Below are 19,757 nucleotides of genomic sequence, written 5' to 3' on the forward strand. Positions count from 1 at the left end.
CCGAAATGATCGGAATTCTATCCTGTTTTTCTGCACGGAGATGCGCTCTATAGTCGCCATCACAGTAAATTTATGTCGCTAGGCCTGGATGCGTAAAGACGACTATCAATACGAGGTTTGATTGCATGACATCAGCACAAGCATCTTATGGGTCGACGCAAGACCTCAAACAACATTCTGGGTATACCCGGGTTTTTCAGCCCGGGCATCTAACGTTCGGATTCATCACCCCTCTGGAAAGCTACCCCGACAGTCCAGGCCCAACGTTGCAAGATCACCTAGAGATGGCGCGCAAGGTCGATGAGGCGGGATTCTCGGCCATCTGGTTGCGAGATGTCCCTTTCTATGACCCTAACTTTGGTGACGTTGGCCAGATCCTTGATCCAATGGTTTACGCCGGCTACCTCGCAGCAGTGACAAAAAACGTAACCATCGGCACTGCAGGGATCGTTCTCCCTTTACGTGACCCGCTGATCGTTGCCAAGCAAGCAGCGAGTGTCGATCAGTTGCTGGGAGGACGCTTTATTCTAGGTCTGGCCACAGGGGATCGTCCGGTGGAATACCCAGCTTTCGGGCTCGACTTTGATAATCGGGCCGAACGTTTTCGCGATGCGCTATCGCTGATTCGCGCCGCTACAGAACAGCATTGGGCAAAACACACATCTAAGTTCTATGGGCAACTGGATGGGTCAATCGATCTGGTACCCAAACCTGCTGCTCACCGATTACCGACCATCGTTATTGGCCAATCAGGGCAATCGCTAGAGTGGATTGGCGAGAACACCGACGGAACTCTCTCCTACACGTCAAACCCAGCATTACTTCCGGAGGTAATCGAGCGGTGGCGTCTTGCGACCGGGACGAACCGATTCAAGCCCTACGGCTACGGCACGCTTTTCGACCTGGATCGAGACCCGAACGCACCTCATCAACCTGGTCGAGTGTTACGCGCTGGGCGAAACGTGCTGATTGAGCTTTGGAAGCGGCAGCAGGATCAAGGTGTCAATCATGTAGCCCTGCATTTTAAACCCCAGCGCCGGCACGCCTCTGAAGTAATAGATGAGCTAGGGGAATATCTGTTGCCGCTATTTCCAAGCTTGGCCTTACCACTACCGCAACCAGCAGCGGAGCAGCACGCATGAAACACTCTCTTCACCATATGGACTTTATCTTCCAGACCCGTCTTGGCACATACCCCTTGGCCGCGCAGTGCGAGATGCTCGCCGAACTCGGCTACCAAGGTATGACGATGTCAGCATGGAGCAAAGACCTGAAGTCTATTCCTCTCATCAAGTCGCAATGGGGCTTAGATATCGGTGCTGTTTATCTGATCTACAGGGAAGGTCTCGAGTCGTTCGTCACTAACATTTTCGAATCCATCGAAGGATGCTCAACCATCGAGCTGGCTCTTCATTCTGGTGACGAGGTCACTGACCTAGACCGAAGAATGCTCGAACATCTGCTGCCCATTTGCGAGCGCAGAGGTCTGCAGATCGCACTCTACCCTCACGCTCGCTATGGCATGCAAACAACATCAGAAGCCGTAGCCCTTTGTGAAGAGTTTAACCATCCACGGCTAGGTATCGTTTTCAACGGTTACCACTGGTACGCCAACCAGGAAAAAGCATTGGAGCAACGCCTAGACGCAGTATGGCCATGGCTGATGCAGGTCAACATTGCCGGCGCGAGGATGTCTCCACTTGGATGGGGGGGGCTGGCGACTATCGAACCTCTTGATGAGGGTGAGTTGGATAATTTCGCGCTGATGGGAGCACTGAAACGACGTGGTTTTGAAGGTCGTGTGGGCGTGCTGGGGTGGGAAAGCATGGGTGGCGATGTGTACGGCAATCTACGACGGTCGATGACTGCATTCCGCTCCTTGGAGCATCGCTTGGCTGCACACCCTGAATGGGCAGTGTTGCAAAAATTGCCCTACTAATTGGGAGAGGAAATTATGGCTCATCCTATCCATGCGCTGGATTCCTTCTTCTACTCGTCGATGGGTGTCTATGCATTCCAAACACAATGCGAAATGTTGGCAGAGCTCGGCTATGACGGTATTACCGTCGCTGGCTGGGGCGGAACACCTCTGACGGATTTGACATTGCTACCCAAGGTCAGCGAACAGCACGGCCTCAAGGTCGAAGGCCTGTACCTTGTTTTGCACGAAGGCCGCAACGATGCACTGATACGACGTCTCGTCGAGACCGTCGAGGGAGTCGAACTCATCGAGTTAGCGGTTCAAACGTCCATCAATGGTACTCCCGCGATCTTGCGATTCATCGAGTCGCTGCTGCCGGTCATCGAGCGCAGAGGATTACGCATTGCTCTTTATCCCCACTTGCATCACGTAACGCAGACCACAACTCAAGTGGTGCAAATCTGCGAGCAGTTCAATCATGCGAGCTTGGGAGCATCCTTTAATGCTTACCACTGGTACGCGAGTGAGGAAGGCAAACTCGAGCAACGCCTGCAGGCAATGAAGCCATGGCTGATGCAAGTCGTGACATCGGGAAGTGCCTTGTCGCAATTGGGCTGGGGTGGAGTAGCCACAATGGAACCTGTTGATCGGGGCGAGATGGATAACTTCGCCTTGGTCGCTGCGCTCAATCGCATAGGGTACTCCGGCAGCATCGGCGTACTTGGATGGGATTACGGGGGTGACATTTACCTGAAGCTGGAGCGATGCCTAACAACCCTAAGGGACATCGATCGCCGGCTAGAAGCGCATCCAACATGGACAGACTTCCGTTGAACAGGCGCGCCATCGCATTTCATCAACTTGAAAACCTGGATCTCAAATGACCTCTCTTTCTGTACTTGACCTGATGATGATCGGTGAAGAAAAGAGCTTCGCCCAGACCCTCGACGACGCCGTCATGTTAGCGCGACACGTTGAAGCTCATGGATACAAACGGTATTGGATTGCTGAGCACCATGACTTACCTGGAATCGCGTCCTCAGCCACCACATTGCTCATCCAACATTTGGCTGCATCAACAAGCACGCTACGCGTAGGTTCAGGCGGCATCATGATGCCAAACCACTCACCGCTGGTCGTAGCAGAACACTTTGGCACTTTGGATACGCTGTTTCCTGGACGTATCGATTTAGGTATTGGACGAGCTCCAGGCTCGGCTGGGCCCGCGATACGAGCCCTGCGGGGTGATGCTTCTGAACGCGATTTCACACGCGATATCAAGCAACTAACCGATTACCTCGCCGATAACGGCCGACAACCTGTTCGCGCTATTCCGGGGAGTCATAGCGTACCAATCTGGTTGCTGGGCTCCAGCTTGAACAGTGCAGACCTAGCGGCAAAACAAGGGCTTCCCTATGCCTTTGCCTCTCACTTCGCACCTCGTTTTCTAATGGATTCCATTGCCCATTATCGAGCGAATTTCCGCCCGTCAGAGGTATTGCAGCAACCCTATGTCATAGCTGGTGCGAACGTTTTTGCCGCACCCACCCGCTCTGAAGCCGAATATATCGCGAGCTCACATCGCCAGTGGGTAGGCAATCTTTATGCTGGAAGGCCCGGCCCTCTGCCCGCTCCAGAGGAGGGCTATATGGAAAAAATTTCGCAACGTGACCAGTACAGCTTGGCAGAAGCCATGGCATGCACCGCAGTAGGAGATCAAGACGATGTAGGCAGTTGGCTGCGTGAGTTCATCGCAACGACGCAAGCTGATGAGATCATTATCGATGCACGAATCTATGATCCAGTAGCCCGCTGCCGCTCCTATCAGATAGCGGCGGAATCCATTGCGGACATGCTTGATTGATGCCTCTTTAGTAAATGTATGTGGGCACAGAAAGGCCGCCTCTTCTGGGGGCCTTGCTCACATTGATTAACAAACCGAGCTTCCACCGATGTCAAAACCTACGAAGCATGCCGCGGAAGACCCGGCATCAATCCAAATCGCTTTCAACACCTCCTTTCAAGCGATAGCGCACCCGCTCAGAAGAAAAATTCTTGAGTGGCTGAAAGATCCGCGGCTCTATTTTCCCAACCAAGAATACGGCCATGATTTGGGAGTTTGCGCTGGCCAAATTACCCAGCGATGCGGCCTGCCTCAATCGACCGTATCGAGCCATTTGGCGGTGCTCAAAAAGGCCCATTTCTTGGATCTTCAAATAGTTGGCCCCGCTCATTTCTTGAGAAGGAATGAAGAGGAAATCGAGCGGTTCAAGGCCTGTATCGCGAACCAATTGTTGCCTTGATTCAATACGGAGAATCACTGTAGTCAAAGGAGATCCCTCGAACGTCGATTGCATTCAATTACGCAGATGAGTCGAGGACTGCCCGATAGATGTGGCCGTGCCCGTGGAGACGAAATATTCGTATCTTCTTAGATCTTATTGCTTGAGAGAATAGTGCCAACTTCAAAAACCAACTCTACGAGCGTGTTATTAAACTCAGCAACATCAGCCTGCTTTTCGCCTTATCACCACTCTTCAGTGCTCTTGTATTTGCCGACTCGCCGATGACCAAACCAATGATTACGCTCACAGCAGCGAAGGCAGCCGTGTCGACTGCCGCAGAGCGGGCTTTAAAGGGCAACGCGCCCTAGTGGTCAGCCTCGTAGACGATGGAGGAAATCTGATCTATCTGGAGCGATCTGACAACGTAGCGAGTGGAATGGTTGAAGCCTCAATCAGGATAGCCCGCACATCAGCAATTTATGGGTTTACGATAAAGGCTTTGAACAACAGATCGTGCAAGGTCATCCAGGCTTCCAGAATCTTCCGAACATTCTGCCCATGAAACGTGGCGTTCCCGTGGTGATCAACGGACAGCTGCCAGGAGCTGTCGGGTTTGCTGGAGGCTTGTCGCCCGATGACGGTACGGTTGCCTAAAAGATCGCTGACAGACTCGCGAACTTCGCATCCCGACAGTGAGCTCATCGTTCGCAGAGTGCTAGGGTGGGCGTTCAAGTCACCTGAGGAATGGAGGCCATTGCTAGCATTTCGGGCGGCTAGCTTGATCCATTAGCCACCCCATACCCTCGATAAACATTTTCAACATATGTCACAGCGTTCGAAGGCCAAGCAGCATTGCATTTCTAAAAAATCTAGCTGAATTCGTCGGTCGCTTTGTAAATCAAGGCCCGACGAGCGAAGCAAGATTCCAGTTAGCACATGCATTAGGCGATTTGAAACAAATCAGCGCCAGTCTCGAAACGCAGTGAGGCTAGTCATACACCATGCCTGATGTTTACTAAGACGACTGGATGCTTTGCGCCAGCGGGCAGCCGGTGCGGGTGTGCTCCCCAGGCCCACGCGGAGCGTGCAATTTGTAAACAACCCAAGACATATGGAGAGCGCCCTTTTGCTAAATCAACCTCGCGGTGAGCTCATCTCTAAAGGAATGCAGGGACTGATTTTCGGCGACAAAGGGGTAGCGCGACTGTTCGCCACACCCACGACCATATACTCCCTAGCAGTATAAAAACATACTCCCCACCAGTACCCATGTAAACTCCTCTTCAGACTGCTATAGGATTAATTAGATGCCACATTCACCTGAAGAGAAAAAACGCGTTTTGGCCAGGGTTCGCCGTGTCCGAGGCCAACTGGATGCGCTGGAATCAGCTTTAGAAGCCGGTGCCGACTGCGCGCCTGTCCTGCAGCAGATTGCAGCGATGAGGGGAGCCGTAAACGGACTGATGGCCGGGGTACTGGAAAGCCATCTAAGAGAAGAATTCACGACGTTAGTAGATACAACTGAGGCCCAGCGGTCTTCAATTGATGAGGTAATTTCTTTGGTGCGTACGTACCTGAAATAGCCATCAATGGCCCACCGCGACAATAGCCCCAGACTCAATGAGCACCATCCTTTGGAGAAAATCATATGAAATCTCGTGCTGCAGTAGCTTTCCAAGCCGGCAAACCGCTTCAAATCGTAGAGATCGACGTCGAGCCGCCTCGCGCAGGCGAAGTGCTGATCAAAATCACCGACACAGGCGTTTGCCACACAGACGCCTTCACCTTGTCCGGTGACGATCCAGAAGGCCTGTTTCCGGTAGTTCTGGGTCACGAAGGTGCCGGCGTCGTCGTTGAAGTAGGCGAAGGCGTGACCAGCCTAAAACCAGGCGACCACGTGATCCCCTTGTACACTGCCGAATGCGGTGAGTGCCTGTTCTGTAAATCTGGCAAAACCAATTTGTGCACTGCAGTACGTGCGACCCAGGGTAAGGGCGTCATGCCAGACGGTACCTCCCGCTTCTCTTACAATGGCCAGCCGCTGTTTCACTACATGGGTTGCTCGACTTTCAGCGAATACACTGTGGTCGCCGAGGTTTCGGTAGCAAAGATCCACCCAGACGCTAACCCCGAACACGTGTGCCTGCTGGGCTGTGGCGTGACCACCGGCATTGGCGCAGTTCATAACACCGCTAAAGTTCAGCCGGGCGACACCGTGGCCGTATTCGGCCTGGGCGGCATCGGACTGGCAGCGATCCAGGGCGCCCGTCAGGCCAAGGCCGGACGCATCATCGCCATCGACACCAACCCGGCCAAGTTCGACCTGGCTCGCCAATTCGGCGCCACTGACTGCGTCAATCCAAGGGATCACGAGCAGCCGATTCAGCAAGTGATTATCGAGATGACCGGCTGGGGCGTCGATCACTCCTTCGAGTGCATTGGTAACGTCCATGTGATGCGCGCGGCGCTCGAATGCGCCCACCGTGGCTGGGGACAATCCATCGTCATCGGCGTTGCCGGTGCTGGTCAGGAAATCTCCACCCGACCATTCCAGCTTGTTACCGGCCGCACCTGGAAAGGCTCGGCGTTCGGCGGCGTAAAAGGTCGCAGCCAACTGCCGAAGATGGTCGAAGACTCGATGAAAGGCGAAATCGAACTCGCTCCATTCGTGACCCACACCATGCCATTGGAGCGCATCAACGAAGCGTTCGACCTTATGCATGAAGGCAAGTCAATTCGTACTGTCATCAAATACTGACAGGTTGCCCGGGGCGTAAGCCCCCGGGAGAGCTTTTCGTATCACCCCCTGATAACTTTGGAGATACAAAGTGAGCAATGTAAAACTGCATCCTTCCCTGGATAACGGCATCAAGCCAGCCATTGATGGTTTTGCCGGCGGCACTCTGCAATGCCTGTGCGCGACCAACAAAGTTGAAGTGAAAATCGGCGCTCAGACTCTGCACAACCATGCCTGTGGTTGCAGCAAGTGCTGGAAGCCAGCCGGCGCCAAGTTCGCTGTGATCGCTGTTGTGCCCCGTGACAACGTCAGCGTCACCGCCAATGCTGAAAAACTGGCCATTGTTGATGCAAGCGCCACCATCCAGCGTCACGCTTGCAAAGACTGCGGTGCGCATCTTTTCGGTCGTATCGAGAACACCGGTCACGCGTTCCATGGCCTGGACTTCGTTCACACGGAACTGTCGCCTCAAACTGGTTGGGCCGCGCCTGGTTTCGCCGCGTTCGTGTCGTCGGTCATTGAAACCGGCACCCCTCCAGCAGAAATGGATGGCATCCGTGCCCGCTTTAGCGAAATCGGCCTGCCTACCTATGATTGCCTGTCTCCAGCATTGATGGACGCTCTGGCAACTCACACCGCAAAGCAGAACGGCGTGCTCTGAGCCGCATGCAACATCGCTAATCTATAAGCAACAACTCCGATGACACTCAGTGTTATCGAACGTACTCGCTCGCCCGCAAAAAGGCTAGCGAGCGAGTACGCCCTTTTATTTTCAGTACCACTTTCAAACTTTATCTAAAGCACTTTCATGAAACACAAAATCGTTATTGTCGGCGGTGGTGCCGGCGGACTGGAGCTCGCCACTAAACTGGGCAAACGCTTCGGCAAGTCCGACAAAGCCTCTATCACACTGGTAGACGCCAGCCTCACTCACATCTGGAAGCCGCTGTTGCATGAAGTGGCGGCGGACGCACTCAGCTCGGCCACCGAGGAGCTTAATTATCATGCTCAGGCCAAATGGAATCACTTCTCTTTTGAGCTTGGCACAATGGAAGGGCTCGACCGGAATACACAGACGCTACGTCTGGTTGCTGTCATAGATGAGAATGATCAACAGCTCATTCCAGCACGCATGCTCAGTTACGACACGCTGGTCATGGCTGTTGGCAGCACCTCCAACGATTTCGGCATCGCTGGTGCTAAAGAACACACCGTGTTTCTGGACACACGCAAACAGGCTGACTTACTCCATCGCAAACTGCTGAATGCGTACCTAGCCTCCGCCGGCAATCCCGACATCATAGGTTCCGTCTCCATTGCGATTGTAGGCGCTGGCGCGACAGGTGTAGAGCTCGCCGCCGAGCTGCGCCATGCAGCCGAAGAGCTGTCCAGCTACGGTCTGGGGCAGATCAGCCCTGAGAATCTGAAGATTACCTTGATAGAAGCCGGCCCACGGATACTGCTAGCACTGCCAGAGCGCATTGGCAACGCTCTACTGAAAACCCTGGAACGTCTGGGAGTTAACGACATGGTGAATGCTGGGGTTTCCAGCATCGACCCCACTGGCCAGACGACGCACGAAGGCCAACGCATCGAATCCACGCTCAAGGTTTGGGAGCGTCCCTCTTCCTCAAGGATCTGGATGGCCTCGAAACCAATAACATCAATCAACTGGTGGTGGGCTCTACGTTGCAGACCACTCGCGATGATTCGATCTTCGCCTTTGGCGATTGTGCGGCTTGTTTCGATTCGAATACGGTTAGAAACGTGCCACCTCGCGCCCAGGCGGCCCACCAACAAGCCTCGACACTGGTCAAGTCGATCGAAGCGAGAATCAAGAATAGATCCTTGCCGACGTTCAAATACAAGGATTACGGTTGGTTGGTATCTCTGTCGAGATTTTCGGCAGTTGGCAACTTGATGGGCAACATGAAACGCGAAGGACATCTGGCCCGATATTTCTATATGTCGCTGTATCAGATGCACCAGGTCGCGCTGTATGGCGTTACGAGAACTGCCCTGTCCGTGATCGGAGGCTTTTTAGGCAATGGAATCAAGCCGGCACTGAAGCTGCATTGACACCCAGATCCGACCAGGCAGCTCTTCTCAATCACTTGTGCCCTGCCTTTCCAGGTAGGGCACGGTAGGCAGACACGCGTTTGCCTGGAATATCTGAGGCACTTATGGTGAAAAAACTTCTCTTTTGGTTAGCGCTAGTAGCCTTTGCAGTCCAATGGCCGCTACAACGAGACGCTACACAACTCAGCCATGGCGCTCATGGATCGCGCCGGCATTGATGTGCAGCAGACCTACATCGACGGCGGTAACGACATCGCTGATGATGTGCAGAAATGGGTGTGGGCTGACGCCGTCGTCTGGCAGATGCATGGCTGGTGGATGGGGGCGCCTTGGACTGCAAAGAAGTATATCGATGAGGTGTTTACCGCAGGACATGGCAGTCTGTACGCTAATGATGGACGCACGCGCTCCGACTCTTCGCAAAAGTACGGCAGCGGTGGGCTGCTACATGGCAAGCGGTACATGATCTCTGCTACCTGGAACGCACCGCAGCAGGCATTCGACGATCCTAGCGATTTTTTGAAGCACAAGGTGTGGACGCGGTTTACTTTCCATTCCACAAGGCAAACCAATTCCTAGGAATGACCATGTTACCAACATTCCTGGCAGTGGATGTAATGAAGGTTCCAAACATCGAGCTGGATACCAGACGCTATGAGGCGCACTTGGCGAGGGTGTTTGGGATTTGATCGCCACCGATCATGTCCATCAGAGAATTTCATAGGCAGACCTGGGTCGAGTCGCAATTCCGCCCCGACCTTATGCACCGTATCTCTGAGTACGCCATTGCTCCGGAAAGCATCGAAACGTCAGGCTGATTCGTGGGCCTACGGATTGCTTTGTCTTCATAACTGAATGTAGCCAGTGACGCTGGGTCTCGCCGCGCATCACGATAACCTGGCCGTGCTCCAGCGTAAGCTCACGGAGTTCACCCGTCGCTTTATGCTTGAGCGCAAACTTTCGTGCGGCCCCCAGGCTGAGAGACGCGATGACGTCATTTGACTCTATGGCTTCAACGTCAGCGTGCCATCCTATTCCTTGGGAGCCGTCATGGTAGAGGTTGAGCAAACAAGAATTGTAACGCTGGACGGTCAGCTCCTCTATTTTACGTTTCAACTGCAGCAAACTGCCTCCTTGCCACTGAAGAGCTTGGCGTTCAACCCCTGAATGAATGTATCGGAACGGACTATCGGCGTACCAAACAACCTCTCGAGCAGTCTTGATCAAGCGACCATTCAAAAGTGCCGAGTCAGGCTGCCAGGCAACATCTCCCCTCAGCTCGGTGAAATAGTTGTCGCCCTCCTCGGTAGCCATTACACGACCGTAATCATTAAGCACCCCATCCTTTGGGAGCAGATTCAAAAGATGAGCCTGCTCGCTGAACAGGTCAGTATTAGGTGAGATCCACATAGGTTATTCCCGGTAAACGAAAGCAGTGCTATGCAATCTGTTGCCTATTACTTCCGAAAAACTACTCATTTTTGACTCCGTGGCAGCATCCCCGCCAACACTTCATCTTTGTCGAACAAATGATGTTTGAGCGCGATCAGCAGATGCCCGCTTACCAATGCCCCACAAGCCCAAGCTGTCCAAGTATGAACATACTTCACGATATTGTAGAGATCGGGATTGGGGTCAGCCAGCGGAGGCAACACAAACAGCCCAGCTACGAGAATCGGCTTGGAGGCGGATAAGGATCGACACATAGAAGAGATAAACCTGTTTCGGATCGATTCAGGCCGCAATAGCCCATGACCGATTAATCTGTACTGGCACTGGGCATCATGATGAGAGCCGCAATCGGCGAAGAAGCGCCTCAATGATATAGGTGACAAAGTCTCGGATAAACAGACGCAATGTCTCAATTGAGCAGAAAAAAACTCTACACGAACTTGAATTTTTGGGCGCTAGACGTGCACGAGGGCTAATATCTTTGGCAGCAACACAAGACGCGGCGGTGCCGCATCGATGCCCAGCGGTTACACCCACACTCTGGCTTTCACACTAACTGTCCAGGCTGAGCGAAACGACGTCAGTGACCTCGCGTCCCTAGATTGGAATGGCGGCAACATCGCATGCGTCTACAAGCGACGGAATGCGTCGGCGACAATACTCCAGGTAGGTGCGGACGACGGTAGAAGGATGCCGATGCGCAGGGTACAAGAGGTTCAATGCATATTCTGGCAGTGGGTAGTCCCGCAGCAGCAGCACAAGTAAGCCTTGCTCAATCGCGTCCTTGACTATGAAGGGTGGGAGCTCGGTTATTACCTCCCCTGCCAGTACACTGTGCAGAAGATGCATGCTGTCATTTGTCGACAACACGGCGTTCGGAGCCACTGCCACATTCGGGAAACGCCAGGTGATGCTGGTGTTTGTGCCAAGGCTCCAGGTTGCACAGGGGAGTCTGCTCAGATCATGCGGGTGTTCGGGCCTTCCATGGCTGGCCAGAAATTGGGGGCTGGCGACCAGCACGTGTCGGTATTTGAGCAGGTGCCTTACGATCAAGGCTTCATGTTCCACCTCGCCCACACGCAGTACCACGTCTATGCCGTCCTCGACAGGGTGAACTCGACGCTCCGTCGAAAGCAGGTTTACGCGAATATCGGGATGATCTTTTTGAAAGTCCGAGATCAGCGGCCACCAGGGCGAGAATGACGGAGGCACGGAAAGGCGCAGCTTGCCTTTGATATGGGCCTGATCGCTTACCACGGCGTCATGCCCCTCGTGCAGGATGTCCAGGCCTCGACTGGCATGCTCGAACAGGCGGGCGCCGGCTTCAGTCAGTTTCACACCCCTGGTGGAGCGTTCCAGCAACTCGACCTTAAGCGCCTGCTCCAGCGCACGAATCCTGCGACTGGCAGTGGGCAGTGGAACCCCCAGCCGCTCGGCGCCCGCTGTCATGCTTCCCGCCTGGACGACCGCTACGAGCATTTGCACCGCATTAAGATCCATACGCCAACCCTCTCATTTATGAAAGGCATGATCTCACTTGCGGGGATTCTCTTTCAATCATGCAGCACATAGAGTGGCGCTTCAATTCTACAGCATAGGGCTCCACCCGCCCGGCGCTCCGACCGCCCGGCCGCGTCGTCTACTTTTTCAGGATTCAAACTATATGCAGCTCTACGTTTACGATCATTGCCCCTTCTGCGTTAAAGCACGCGCTATTTTCGGCCTCAAAGGCATGGCCTTCGATCTCGTCATCTTGTTGAACAACGATGAGGCGACCCCAACCCGCATGATTGGCAAGAAGATGGCCCCCATCCTGGAGGACGCCGGCAACTACCTGGCCGAAAGCATGGATATCGTCGCGCATATCGATGGAATGGATGGCCGCCCGCTCTTGACCGGCCCTCGCAACGAGGCGCTGGCGCAGTGGAACAGCGACGTATCCGGCCCGCTGTTTTCCCTCGCGCTTCCACGCTGGTCAGCAGCAGACTTCGAGGAGTTCTCCACACCTGAGGCGCGTGCGTATTTCACCCGCAACAAGGAACGCATGATCGGCAGTTTCCAGGAGCGTATGGCAGCCAGCCCCGTCTACATAGCCGAGATAAACTGTCATTTTCTGGCCCTCGAACCCCTGATCAAGTCACCCGACGCGGTGAACGGCGAACTGTCGGAAGATGACATCCACCTGTTCGCAACGTTGCGTAGCATGTCGATCGTGCGTGGCATCGAATACCCGCCCGCCGTCGAAGCTTATCGCATGCGCATGGCGGAGCGTGTAGGCATCGACCTGCACGATCAAATAGCGATTTAGCTGTTCTTGCATAAAGTGGTCATTACCGGCAAATCCCCTCAACGCCTGGACACAAGGAATAAGGACATATGACACCTTCCGACACAATGCAGCACAAGCTTCAGCGCTTTGAAGACAAAGAGGCCATTCAAACGCTGCTGAACGAACACTGCTGAGCTTGCTAAGCGACACTGCGTCGGCGCCTGGCACAGGAGAATGCACGCTTCGAGGATTTGTTTGTTGACGTGAAGATGCACCATGGATTGATGCTTGTTCAGGCAGCTGACTGGAGCATCATAAGAGTCGCGGAAGCTAGTGATTATCGATCACGCGCGCGCTTCGCGGAGAGGTTTAGGCATAGGTTCAGGCACTTACCGCCATCGGTTAGATGATCGCGGGTTGCTCAACAATGGGCCACTCTGAATTCATAGATAGCTTGTTTGACTACGCACGATTCGCTTTTCATATAGAAAAATTCTACCGACAGGTTCCCCTACCTCCAAGAATAGACAAACATCGTATTCTCGGATCCACGGTGCTGGGTTAGACATCGGCACTCGTTTTTAACATTCAAGAATGTCTGCCAACTTTAAACATAAATGCCAACTAACTAAATTAAACCCACCATTAGATACACCCTCTTAATTAGGCCATTTTACGCATTTAGCCCCAACAAAATACCCTCGACAGTCCTTGGCACCTCTGGTAACCACCAAGAATGATAAAAACTCATGCACACGAAATTCCGGCTTTCGAACACCCACTAAAAATGTATAATCATTCCTTGACTGCGGGTTAGCCCAATCGTTCCTGAGAGAAGCCCTAGGCGATCAAACAATGAAAGACGACAACGCAAACAAGAACTCAGAATCTGAAAGCAAAGCCTACGCAGCTCCCGCTCTTGAAAAGGGTCTGGATATCCTGGAGATGCTCTGCGAGACAGAGCAACCTTTATCCCAGCGCGAAATTGCACAAAGATTAGGTAGAAGTGTTGGTGAAGTCTACCGAATGATTAACTGCCTGGTTGGCAGAAATTATGTCGCACTGGTGGACGACACCTACATCATTACCAATAAGATTTTTGAATTGGCGCACAAGAACCCGCCAACTCACCGGCTTCTAAATGAAGCCAGACCAATAATGCACAAGCTCTCCAGTGAGCTTGATCAGTCCTGCCACCTGACCCTCTATGGTCAAGGCAAGCAAATGGTTATAGCTAAAGTAGATGTGCCCAGCGGGATGGGATTCAGTGTACGTGTCGGCGCCGAACTCGACGTTATTGTTTCTGCCTCAGGGCGAGTGCTTTTAGCATTCCAAGATAAAGGTGTTCGGGCGTTGCGTATTGAGGAGTCCTTGTCACGCAACCCAGAGCATGCCGATCCTCAGCTAGACCATATCCTTGATCGCATTGCTACGAATGGTTATGAATCAGCACATAGTATCCAGGTTCGCGGGCTATACGCAGTAAGCTTCCCGATCCTCGACTCGCAGAACCATGCTATTGCTGCCTTGACTGTCCCCTATGCAGAACGAATCGATCAGTCAAAACGAAAATCCATAGCAGAGGTTCAAAGTGCGTTGGAAGCTGCCGCTCTACTTCTATCGAATAGGGCAGGTGGAGTTCACTAAGATCTACCACGACTCTGCTGCGTCGGATAACGAAACCGACGCAGCATGTCAGGCTGCTACTTAAAGGCGTAAGTGTAGTTCACGTACAAACGGGTCTGATCATAATCGATGCCGCCCTGAGTATTCGGCACTTCAGTTCGGAAGTTACCTCGACGCAGAGAAAAAGCAAGATTCTTGAGCGGGCCGCTTTGTAAAACATAGTCTAAGCGCATGTCTCTCTCCCACTCGCTATACTCCTTGCCACTCCCCTTTGCATCCTTGATGTCATCTCCCCTGAGGTACACCAAAGACGCCTTTAGTCCCGGCACTCCAGCGCCAGCAAAATCATATGAATACTGGCCAAATGTTGTGTTTTCCCCTGCCCGCACAAACGCATTGATTAATGAGTCAGTGAACAGGTAGACACTGGCACCTCCTTCTCCCTCCAAGCTGCCGTTCCCACCCCGGACATTTCCGCTACTAATATAAACCATTGCCCCATCATCACTTACCCTCTGATGACCTAACATCAAAGCGTGGGAGCCTAGAGAATATGTGAACATTGCCGACCATGTCTTGTTGTCGACTTTACCTGGAGTATCGGCGTATCCCCCAGCGTTATTGAACAAATACCCGCCCGAGCCATTTTTTCCATCCGAGTCACTCTTAAAATATCTTAGATCTGACTTTAGAGATTGATTCTCGGCAATATTGAAAACGTGCACCAGACCAAAGAAATCTTGCGAGTAATAGTTTTCCAAATTGGAGTGATAATACTGCAGAAGCAGATCCGCTCTCGGCTTCCAATCGCCTCCCACGAAAGTAAAGTCATTCGAACCTTTACTGCCGCCACTGACAGCAAGCCCCGAATAGTTACTGGAAGCTCGACTGGCACCTTGCGTAAGCTTACCCCCAGTCAATGTCAATCCATCCCATTCCTTGGACGTTAGCATTCCACCCTCGAAATTTTGAGGCATAACTCTGGAATCGTTGGCGACCAGGATCGGTAGATTCGGAGCGATTGCCGTCCCTACTGCAAGCTCAGACTTAGAGTATTTGGCTTTGACATTCCCGCCGGCGCGCGTCCAACTAGACACAGGCGAACCGTCCGAATCCACGGGAGTTACCGTGTTGACGGTCGCCGGAGACTGGTGATCTATACCACCGCCAAGACTTAAGCCCAAGAGCCCTTGGACATCCAACCCAAAGCCTACTGTGCCTTGCGTAAACCCCGACACGAAATCAACTCTCGCTCCTTGGGCAGTTTGCCGCTGATCGGCGCCTCCAGTTTCTCTATTATCATTTTCGAAATACAAAGTCCGCAACCCGACTGAAGACTTTGAATCCTCAAGAAACCCCGCCGCCAAACAATTCAAGCTCAGCAGAGAGATGGATGCAGCCACAACGACCTGATTACTTTTCATTCGTGAAGCCCCTTGACCATTATTTTTGTTTTCAGGCGACTCTAGTTTGACTATTGCGCGCACAGGTATACGCCATCGCAATAGCCAAACTATTGAATTAACAATTAAAAGATAGCGTTATTAAACTATGTGAACAGCCTATTAGTGGATGTGACTACCACCATTGACATCTAATGTTGTCCCCGTGATATAGGAGGAAAAGTCAGAAGCGAGGAATAGGCAGGCGCCGGCGATATCCTCAGCATGCCCTGCACGCTGCAAGGGAATGGCCGAGACTATCTCCTTATATTTTTCCGGGCTCATGCCATCAATCATCCCTGTTTCGGTCATTGATGGGCACACGATATTCGCCCTAATACCGTCAACTCCAAACTCCCTCGCAATCGTTTTGGTAAGACTGATGACTCCCCCCTTAGAGGCCGCGTAGTGAGCGCCACCCACCAGGCCACCGCCACGCTGAGCGGCAACAGAGGCGACATTCACTATCGAGCCGAAGCCTTGAGGTTTCATAACTCGCAATGTCTCTTTAGCAAGATTGAAAGCGCCCTTCAGATTCACACTGATCATCCGGTCAAAGTCGGATTCGTTTATGGACAGCACTGAAAGCGATTGCACGATCCCCGCACAGTTAACCAAAGCATCAACTTTACCAAACTGACTAGCTACACTGTCCAAAAGATCAGCACACTCAGCCGAACTAGAGATATCGCACTTACGCCCAATCAAAACACTGTCAATCCCATACTTTTCATCAATGGAATGCTTGATGGTAGATGCGACATCGTCATTCATCGCCAAATCGACTGCCACAACGATTGCGCCCTGACTTGCGAAAAGGCCGGCAGCCGCGTAGCCAATCCCTCGTAAAGACGCGGCTCCGACGATTACACATACCTTATCTTTAAGGATCATGATTGAAGCTCCACTAAGTAAATTATTGTTAAACAGAACTATCGGGACATTTCAAGATGGCGAGTTTCCGGGCTGCAGATAATCGCAACGAGTGCCAGACAGATGATCACCCCGCAGAAAATAGTCACGGGTAACGTCGACCCACCACCGTTTTGTAGCAACCAGGCTACAAGGAAAGGTGTCGGGCCGCCGGCTACTAAATTTGCGCCTGTATAGGCAGCTGCAGATCCAGAGTAACGAACCTTTGTAGGAAACGGTTCGGCGAAGAAAGCAGGTTGCACGCCCGACTGGATTTGCAGGAAACCTACAAACATTGCCATAGCGGCAAAAATCACGTACCAGTTCTTCGTATCCAGCATTGAGAAATAGAACATAGAAACGATCAACATCAGGACTGACGAGATCAACATGATGGGCTTACGACCGAACTTATCGCTCAATGCTCCCCCAGAAATCACCATAACAACGGCTAACAGGTTTGCACCAGCCAAGCACAAAAAGGCGCTCTGACTGTCCATGCCTAAATTTTTAGTCAAGTAGCTGAGTGAGAAAACGGTAATAACATAGAAGCATGCAGTTGGTGCACACCAGATAATCAAAAGTCGCAGGATGGTTTTTGGATATTGTTTGAAAACATCGAATGCAGAAACCTTTTCAGTAACACCCTGACTCTGAGCTTTCTGAAAGGCTGGTGTTTCCGTAACACGCATACGAATGTAGACGCCGACGATAACCAGGAGAAAACTCATCCAAAACGGGATACGCCAGCCCCAAGACTCAAATTCGACAATACCCATTACAGCGATAAGAGCGAACATCATCCCGTTGGCGCAGGCTGAGCTGAATGATGATCCTATATTAATGAACGACCCATAGAGGCCCCGCTTCGACTTCGGAGCATGTTCCATCGTCATCAACTGCGCCCCGGTGGCCTCACCTCCCAAAGCAAAGCCTTGGAAGAAACGTAAAGCCACCAGAAAAATTGGAGCAGCTATTCCTATCGTTTGATAAGTAGGAAGACATCCTATTAAGAATGAAGCACCACCCATCAGGCACAATGTATAGAGCAAAATATTCTTGCGGCCGATTTTATCTCCGAGCATTCCAAAGAAAATCCCGCCCAAAGGTCGAGCGAAGAAGCCAATACCAAATGTAATGAAGGCTGCTAGGATCCCCATATTAGGATCCATTGCAGAGAAGAACAGCTTAGGAAAAATTGTCGCAGCAACAGCACCATATGCTGCAAAGTCAATCCACTCCAACGCCGCACCGACTGAACTGGCTATCGTAGCCCTTACAGCCATAGAACTTTCCGGCCTGGTTTCAACTTGATCCAACGTAGCCTCTTTCATAAAAACCTCTTGTAATTATTTTTCGTTTTTACAGTATTTCGCTTATAACTTTGCACGAAAGCCAGGCTGTACAGAGCCTGTGAAATTCACACTCCTCCAGCTCCATTAATTCCCTTTAAAACACCTTCACATTTGCAACGGTTCAAATAACTCTTTCAGCATGCCTCAGCGGAATGTTCAACATTGCTCGTCTAGCAAGCCAGGGAGATGGTCGATAACGGGGATCGCCAAGCCCTTGCTGGATATTGCTCAAAATCTCCAGAATGACCTTTGGCCCGAAATGATCTCCAAGCTCGAATGGGCCCATCGGATAGCCGAGCCCAAGCTCTACAGCGAGGTCAATGTCCGAGGGAGAGGCAATATCCTGCTGAGCAATGTCGCACCCGACATTCACAATCAGCGCTACGATGCGTTGAGCCACAAATCCTGTTGAATCATTGATCACTGTGACCGGTGACTCATCATGAGCAAAAAGCGCATGAGCCTCGTTCCTCGCTGACCGATGAGTCGCCGGCGTGGTCATCAGAGTTCGCCGTCGTCCTTGCTTAAAAGGAAACAAAGCGTCCACGGCGATAACACGACTCGCGTCCAATGCCTCCGCTACGGCAGAGGTGGTGGCATCAGAACCAAACGGTGTAACGACGATGAGTGAACCAGGCCCAGGCCGCTGTCCGTCATCGCTCTCTATTCCTGCGCTCTCAACAAGGGCGCGTACTTGAGCCGCAGCCTCAGGATATCGATTACTGACCCATACAGTGCGTGGCAACACCGAGGGGGCCGGCTGATCATCAGAAACTACCTGCCTACCCTCTTCATAGCTGTAGAAGCCTCTACCACTTTTACGTCCGAGCAGTCCTCCAGCGAGCCTGACCCGGGCAATGGGCGATGGACGGAAACGAGGTTCCTCGTAAAACTGGTGGTAGATCGATTCCATCACCGGCTGAGAGACATCGAGCGCTGTGAGGTCAAGTAACTCAAACGGCCCCAGCTTGAACCCAGCTTGTTGGCGCATGATCGCATCAACCTGCTCACAGGTAGCCACGCCCTCGCCCAATATCTTCAGCCCTTCCGTATTCATCGCTCTCCCGGCATGGTTCACGATGAATCCAGGCATGTCCTTTGCTCGCACCGGCGTGTGGCCGAGACGTCGAGCAAAAGCGATGAGATCGCTGGATACAGCTGGATCGGTATGCACTCCATCGATGATCTCAACTACCTTCATCAACGGCACGGGGTTGAAAAAGTGAAACCCCACGACCCTAGCTGGATAGGCGCAAGCACTGGCTATCTCGGTGATGGACAGAGATGAGGTGTTTGTAGCCAAAATGCAGGCTTCAGACACAACCTTTTCCAGGTTCTGAAAAATCTCCTGCTTTACATTGATGCGTTCCACCACAGCTTCGACGACAAGGTCACAGTCAGCCAACTCAGCAATCGAAGTCGATTGGCACAAGCATGACTTGGCAATCACCGCGTGTTCCGCATCCAACTTGCCCTTGTTAGTGAGCTTGTCGAGCATCAAGCACACCTGGTCGTAGGCTGCCTGCACCGTCTCAGAATTGGTATCGAACATCAGTACCTTGACGCCTGCCAGCACCCCAATCTGGGCAATGCCTCGCCCCATTGCGCCGGCACCGACAATACCCATTGTTCTGATGTTTTCTGCCCGTGATTCGTTCATTGCTTCACCTTCACGTCTT

The 19,757-nt window shown here is 52.4% G+C and carries 17 protein-coding genes and 2 pseudogenes; 12 read left to right on the top strand and 7 right to left on the bottom strand.

The genetic code is table 11. From position 1 onward, the window contains the following. Positions 1-125 precede the first annotated feature (125 nt). The 10 genes and pseudogenes from PMI30_RS05455 (at position 126) to PMI30_RS0129915 (ending at position 9,711) form a co-directional block, all read left to right on the top strand. Positions 126-1,142: an LLM class oxidoreductase gene (locus PMI30_RS05455; protein WP_008013353.1), complete on the top strand. Its 1,017-nt coding sequence runs from the start codon at positions 126-128 to the stop codon at positions 1,140-1,142. After that, positions 1,139-1,939, top strand: a complete 801-nt coding sequence (locus PMI30_RS05450) for a TIM barrel protein (protein ID WP_008013354.1) — start codon at positions 1,139-1,141, stop codon at positions 1,937-1,939. The genes PMI30_RS05455 and PMI30_RS05450 overlap by 4 nt, the downstream gene beginning before the upstream one ends. 15 nt (positions 1,940-1,954) lie before the next feature. After that, on the top strand, positions 1,955-2,755 hold the full coding sequence (locus PMI30_RS05445) for a sugar phosphate isomerase/epimerase family protein (RefSeq protein WP_008013355.1): 801 nt from the start codon (positions 1,955-1,957) through the stop codon (positions 2,753-2,755). Positions 2,756-2,801: 46 nt separating this feature from the next. After that, entirely contained in the window at positions 2,802-3,785 is a 984-nt protein-coding gene (locus PMI30_RS05440; RefSeq protein ID WP_008013356.1) for an LLM class flavin-dependent oxidoreductase, read from the top strand. A gap of 130 nt (positions 3,786-3,915) precedes the next feature. Continuing rightward, positions 3,916-4,224, top strand: a complete 309-nt coding sequence (locus PMI30_RS30875; protein ID WP_238542027.1) for an ArsR/SmtB family transcription factor — start codon at positions 3,916-3,918, stop codon at positions 4,222-4,224. 1,289 nt (positions 4,225-5,513) lie between these two features. Beyond that, entirely contained in the window at positions 5,514-5,789 is a 276-nt protein-coding gene (frmR, locus tag PMI30_RS05435; RefSeq protein WP_008013358.1) for a formaldehyde-responsive transcriptional repressor FrmR, read from the top strand. 65 nt (positions 5,790-5,854) lie between these two features. After that, positions 5,855-6,964: an S-(hydroxymethyl)glutathione dehydrogenase/class III alcohol dehydrogenase gene (locus PMI30_RS05430; protein ID WP_008013359.1), complete on the top strand. Its 1,110-nt coding sequence runs from the start codon at positions 5,855-5,857 to the stop codon at positions 6,962-6,964. A gap of 70 nt (positions 6,965-7,034) precedes the next feature. Then, complete coding sequence (gene gfa / locus PMI30_RS05425) at positions 7,035-7,604, top strand: S-(hydroxymethyl)glutathione synthase (RefSeq protein ID WP_008013360.1); 570 nt, start codon at positions 7,035-7,037, stop codon at positions 7,602-7,604. A 147-nt stretch (positions 7,605-7,751) separates the two neighbouring features. Next, positions 7,752-9,022, top strand: a pseudogene (locus tag PMI30_RS05420) (NAD(P)/FAD-dependent oxidoreductase). 144 nt (positions 9,023-9,166) lie between these two features. Continuing rightward, positions 9,167-9,711: pseudogene (locus PMI30_RS0129915) on the top strand (NAD(P)H-dependent oxidoreductase). Between the two features lie 70 nt (positions 9,712-9,781). On the opposite strand, the gene PMI30_RS05415 reads toward PMI30_RS0129915, so the two are convergent. From PMI30_RS05415 to PMI30_RS05410, 3 genes are all read right to left on the bottom strand, one after another. After that, positions 9,782-10,432 carry an alpha-ketoglutarate-dependent dioxygenase AlkB family protein gene (locus PMI30_RS05415; RefSeq protein WP_008013367.1) on the bottom strand — a complete coding sequence of 217 codons (651 nt, stop codon included), beginning with the start codon at positions 10,430-10,432 and terminating at the stop codon, positions 9,782-9,784. 65 nt (positions 10,433-10,497) lie between these two features. Then, complete coding sequence (locus PMI30_RS30880; RefSeq protein WP_008013368.1) at positions 10,498-10,728, bottom strand: cytochrome b; 231 nt, start codon at positions 10,726-10,728, stop codon at positions 10,498-10,500. Between the two features lie 343 nt (positions 10,729-11,071). Further along, entirely contained in the window at positions 11,072-11,974 is a 903-nt protein-coding gene (locus PMI30_RS05410; RefSeq protein WP_008013370.1) for a LysR family transcriptional regulator, read from the bottom strand. A gap of 163 nt (positions 11,975-12,137) precedes the next feature. On the opposite strand from PMI30_RS05410, the gene grxB reads away from it, so the two are divergent. Together grxB and PMI30_RS05400 are read left to right on the top strand one after the other, a co-directional pair. Continuing rightward, positions 12,138-12,782 carry a glutaredoxin 2 gene (gene grxB, locus PMI30_RS05405; protein ID WP_008013371.1) on the top strand — a complete coding sequence of 215 codons (645 nt, stop codon included), beginning with the start codon at positions 12,138-12,140 and terminating at the stop codon, positions 12,780-12,782. A gap of 816 nt (positions 12,783-13,598) precedes the next feature. Next, a complete protein-coding gene (locus PMI30_RS05400; protein ID WP_008013373.1) occupies positions 13,599-14,390 on the top strand; it encodes an IclR family transcriptional regulator in 792 nt (263 codons plus the stop codon). 56 nt (positions 14,391-14,446) lie between these two features. Here the strand turns inward: PMI30_RS05400 and PMI30_RS0129920 are convergent, their stop codons facing one another. From PMI30_RS0129920 to PMI30_RS05385, 4 genes are all read right to left on the bottom strand, one after another. Next, a complete protein-coding gene (locus tag PMI30_RS0129920; RefSeq protein WP_032836061.1) occupies positions 14,447-15,793 on the bottom strand; it encodes an OprD family outer membrane porin in 1,347 nt (448 codons plus the stop codon). A 141-nt stretch (positions 15,794-15,934) separates the two neighbouring features. Further along, positions 15,935-16,705 carry an SDR family NAD(P)-dependent oxidoreductase gene (locus PMI30_RS05395; protein WP_008013376.1) on the bottom strand — a complete coding sequence of 257 codons (771 nt, stop codon included), beginning with the start codon at positions 16,703-16,705 and terminating at the stop codon, positions 15,935-15,937. 38 nt (positions 16,706-16,743) lie between these two features. Further along, positions 16,744-18,057 (bottom strand): MFS transporter, encoded by a 1,314-nt coding sequence (locus PMI30_RS05390; RefSeq protein ID WP_008013378.1) that lies wholly within the window; start codon positions 18,055-18,057, stop codon positions 16,744-16,746. Between the two features lie 142 nt (positions 18,058-18,199). After that, positions 18,200-19,738: a 3-hydroxyacyl-CoA dehydrogenase gene (locus PMI30_RS05385; RefSeq protein WP_008013380.1), complete on the bottom strand. Its 1,539-nt coding sequence runs from the start codon at positions 19,736-19,738 to the stop codon at positions 18,200-18,202. Between the last annotated feature and the right edge of the window lie 19 nt (positions 19,739-19,757).

It is taken from the genome of Pseudomonas sp. GM50 (assembly GCF_000282375.1).
Classification (GTDB): Bacteria; Pseudomonadota; Gammaproteobacteria; order Pseudomonadales; family Pseudomonadaceae; genus Aquipseudomonas.

Coding starts and splice junctions, on each gene's coding strand:
- PMI30_RS05455 (WP_008013353.1), top strand. CDS start 126: ATGACATCAGCACAAGCATCTTATGGGTCGACGCAAGACCTCAAACAA.
- PMI30_RS05450 (WP_008013354.1), top strand. CDS start 1,139: ATGAAACACTCTCTTCACCATATGGACTTTATCTTCCAGACCCGTCTT.
- PMI30_RS05445 (WP_008013355.1), top strand. CDS start 1,955: ATGGCTCATCCTATCCATGCGCTGGATTCCTTCTTCTACTCGTCGATG.
- PMI30_RS05440 (WP_008013356.1), top strand. CDS start 2,802: ATGACCTCTCTTTCTGTACTTGACCTGATGATGATCGGTGAAGAAAAG.
- frmR (WP_008013358.1), top strand. CDS start 5,514: ATGCCACATTCACCTGAAGAGAAAAAACGCGTTTTGGCCAGGGTTCGC.
- PMI30_RS05430 (WP_008013359.1), top strand. CDS start 5,855: ATGAAATCTCGTGCTGCAGTAGCTTTCCAAGCCGGCAAACCGCTTCAA.
- PMI30_RS05415 (WP_008013367.1), bottom strand. CDS start 10,432: ATGTGGATCTCACCTAATACTGACCTGTTCAGCGAGCAGGCTCATCTT.
- PMI30_RS30880 (WP_008013368.1), bottom strand. CDS start 10,728: ATGTGTCGATCCTTATCCGCCTCCAAGCCGATTCTCGTAGCTGGGCTG.
- PMI30_RS05410 (WP_008013370.1), bottom strand. CDS start 11,974: ATGGATCTTAATGCGGTGCAAATGCTCGTAGCGGTCGTCCAGGCGGGA.
- grxB (WP_008013371.1), top strand. CDS start 12,138: ATGCAGCTCTACGTTTACGATCATTGCCCCTTCTGCGTTAAAGCACGC.
- PMI30_RS05400 (WP_008013373.1), top strand. CDS start 13,599: ATGAAAGACGACAACGCAAACAAGAACTCAGAATCTGAAAGCAAAGCC.
- PMI30_RS0129920 (WP_032836061.1), bottom strand. CDS start 15,793: ATGAAAAGTAATCAGGTCGTTGTGGCTGCATCCATCTCTCTGCTGAGC.
- PMI30_RS05395 (WP_008013376.1), bottom strand. CDS start 16,705: ATGATCCTTAAAGATAAGGTATGTGTAATCGTCGGAGCCGCGTCTTTA.
- PMI30_RS05390 (WP_008013378.1), bottom strand. CDS start 18,057: ATGAAAGAGGCTACGTTGGATCAAGTTGAAACCAGGCCGGAAAGTTCT.
- PMI30_RS05385 (WP_008013380.1), bottom strand. CDS start 19,738: ATGAACGAATCACGGGCAGAAAACATCAGAACAATGGGTATTGTCGGT.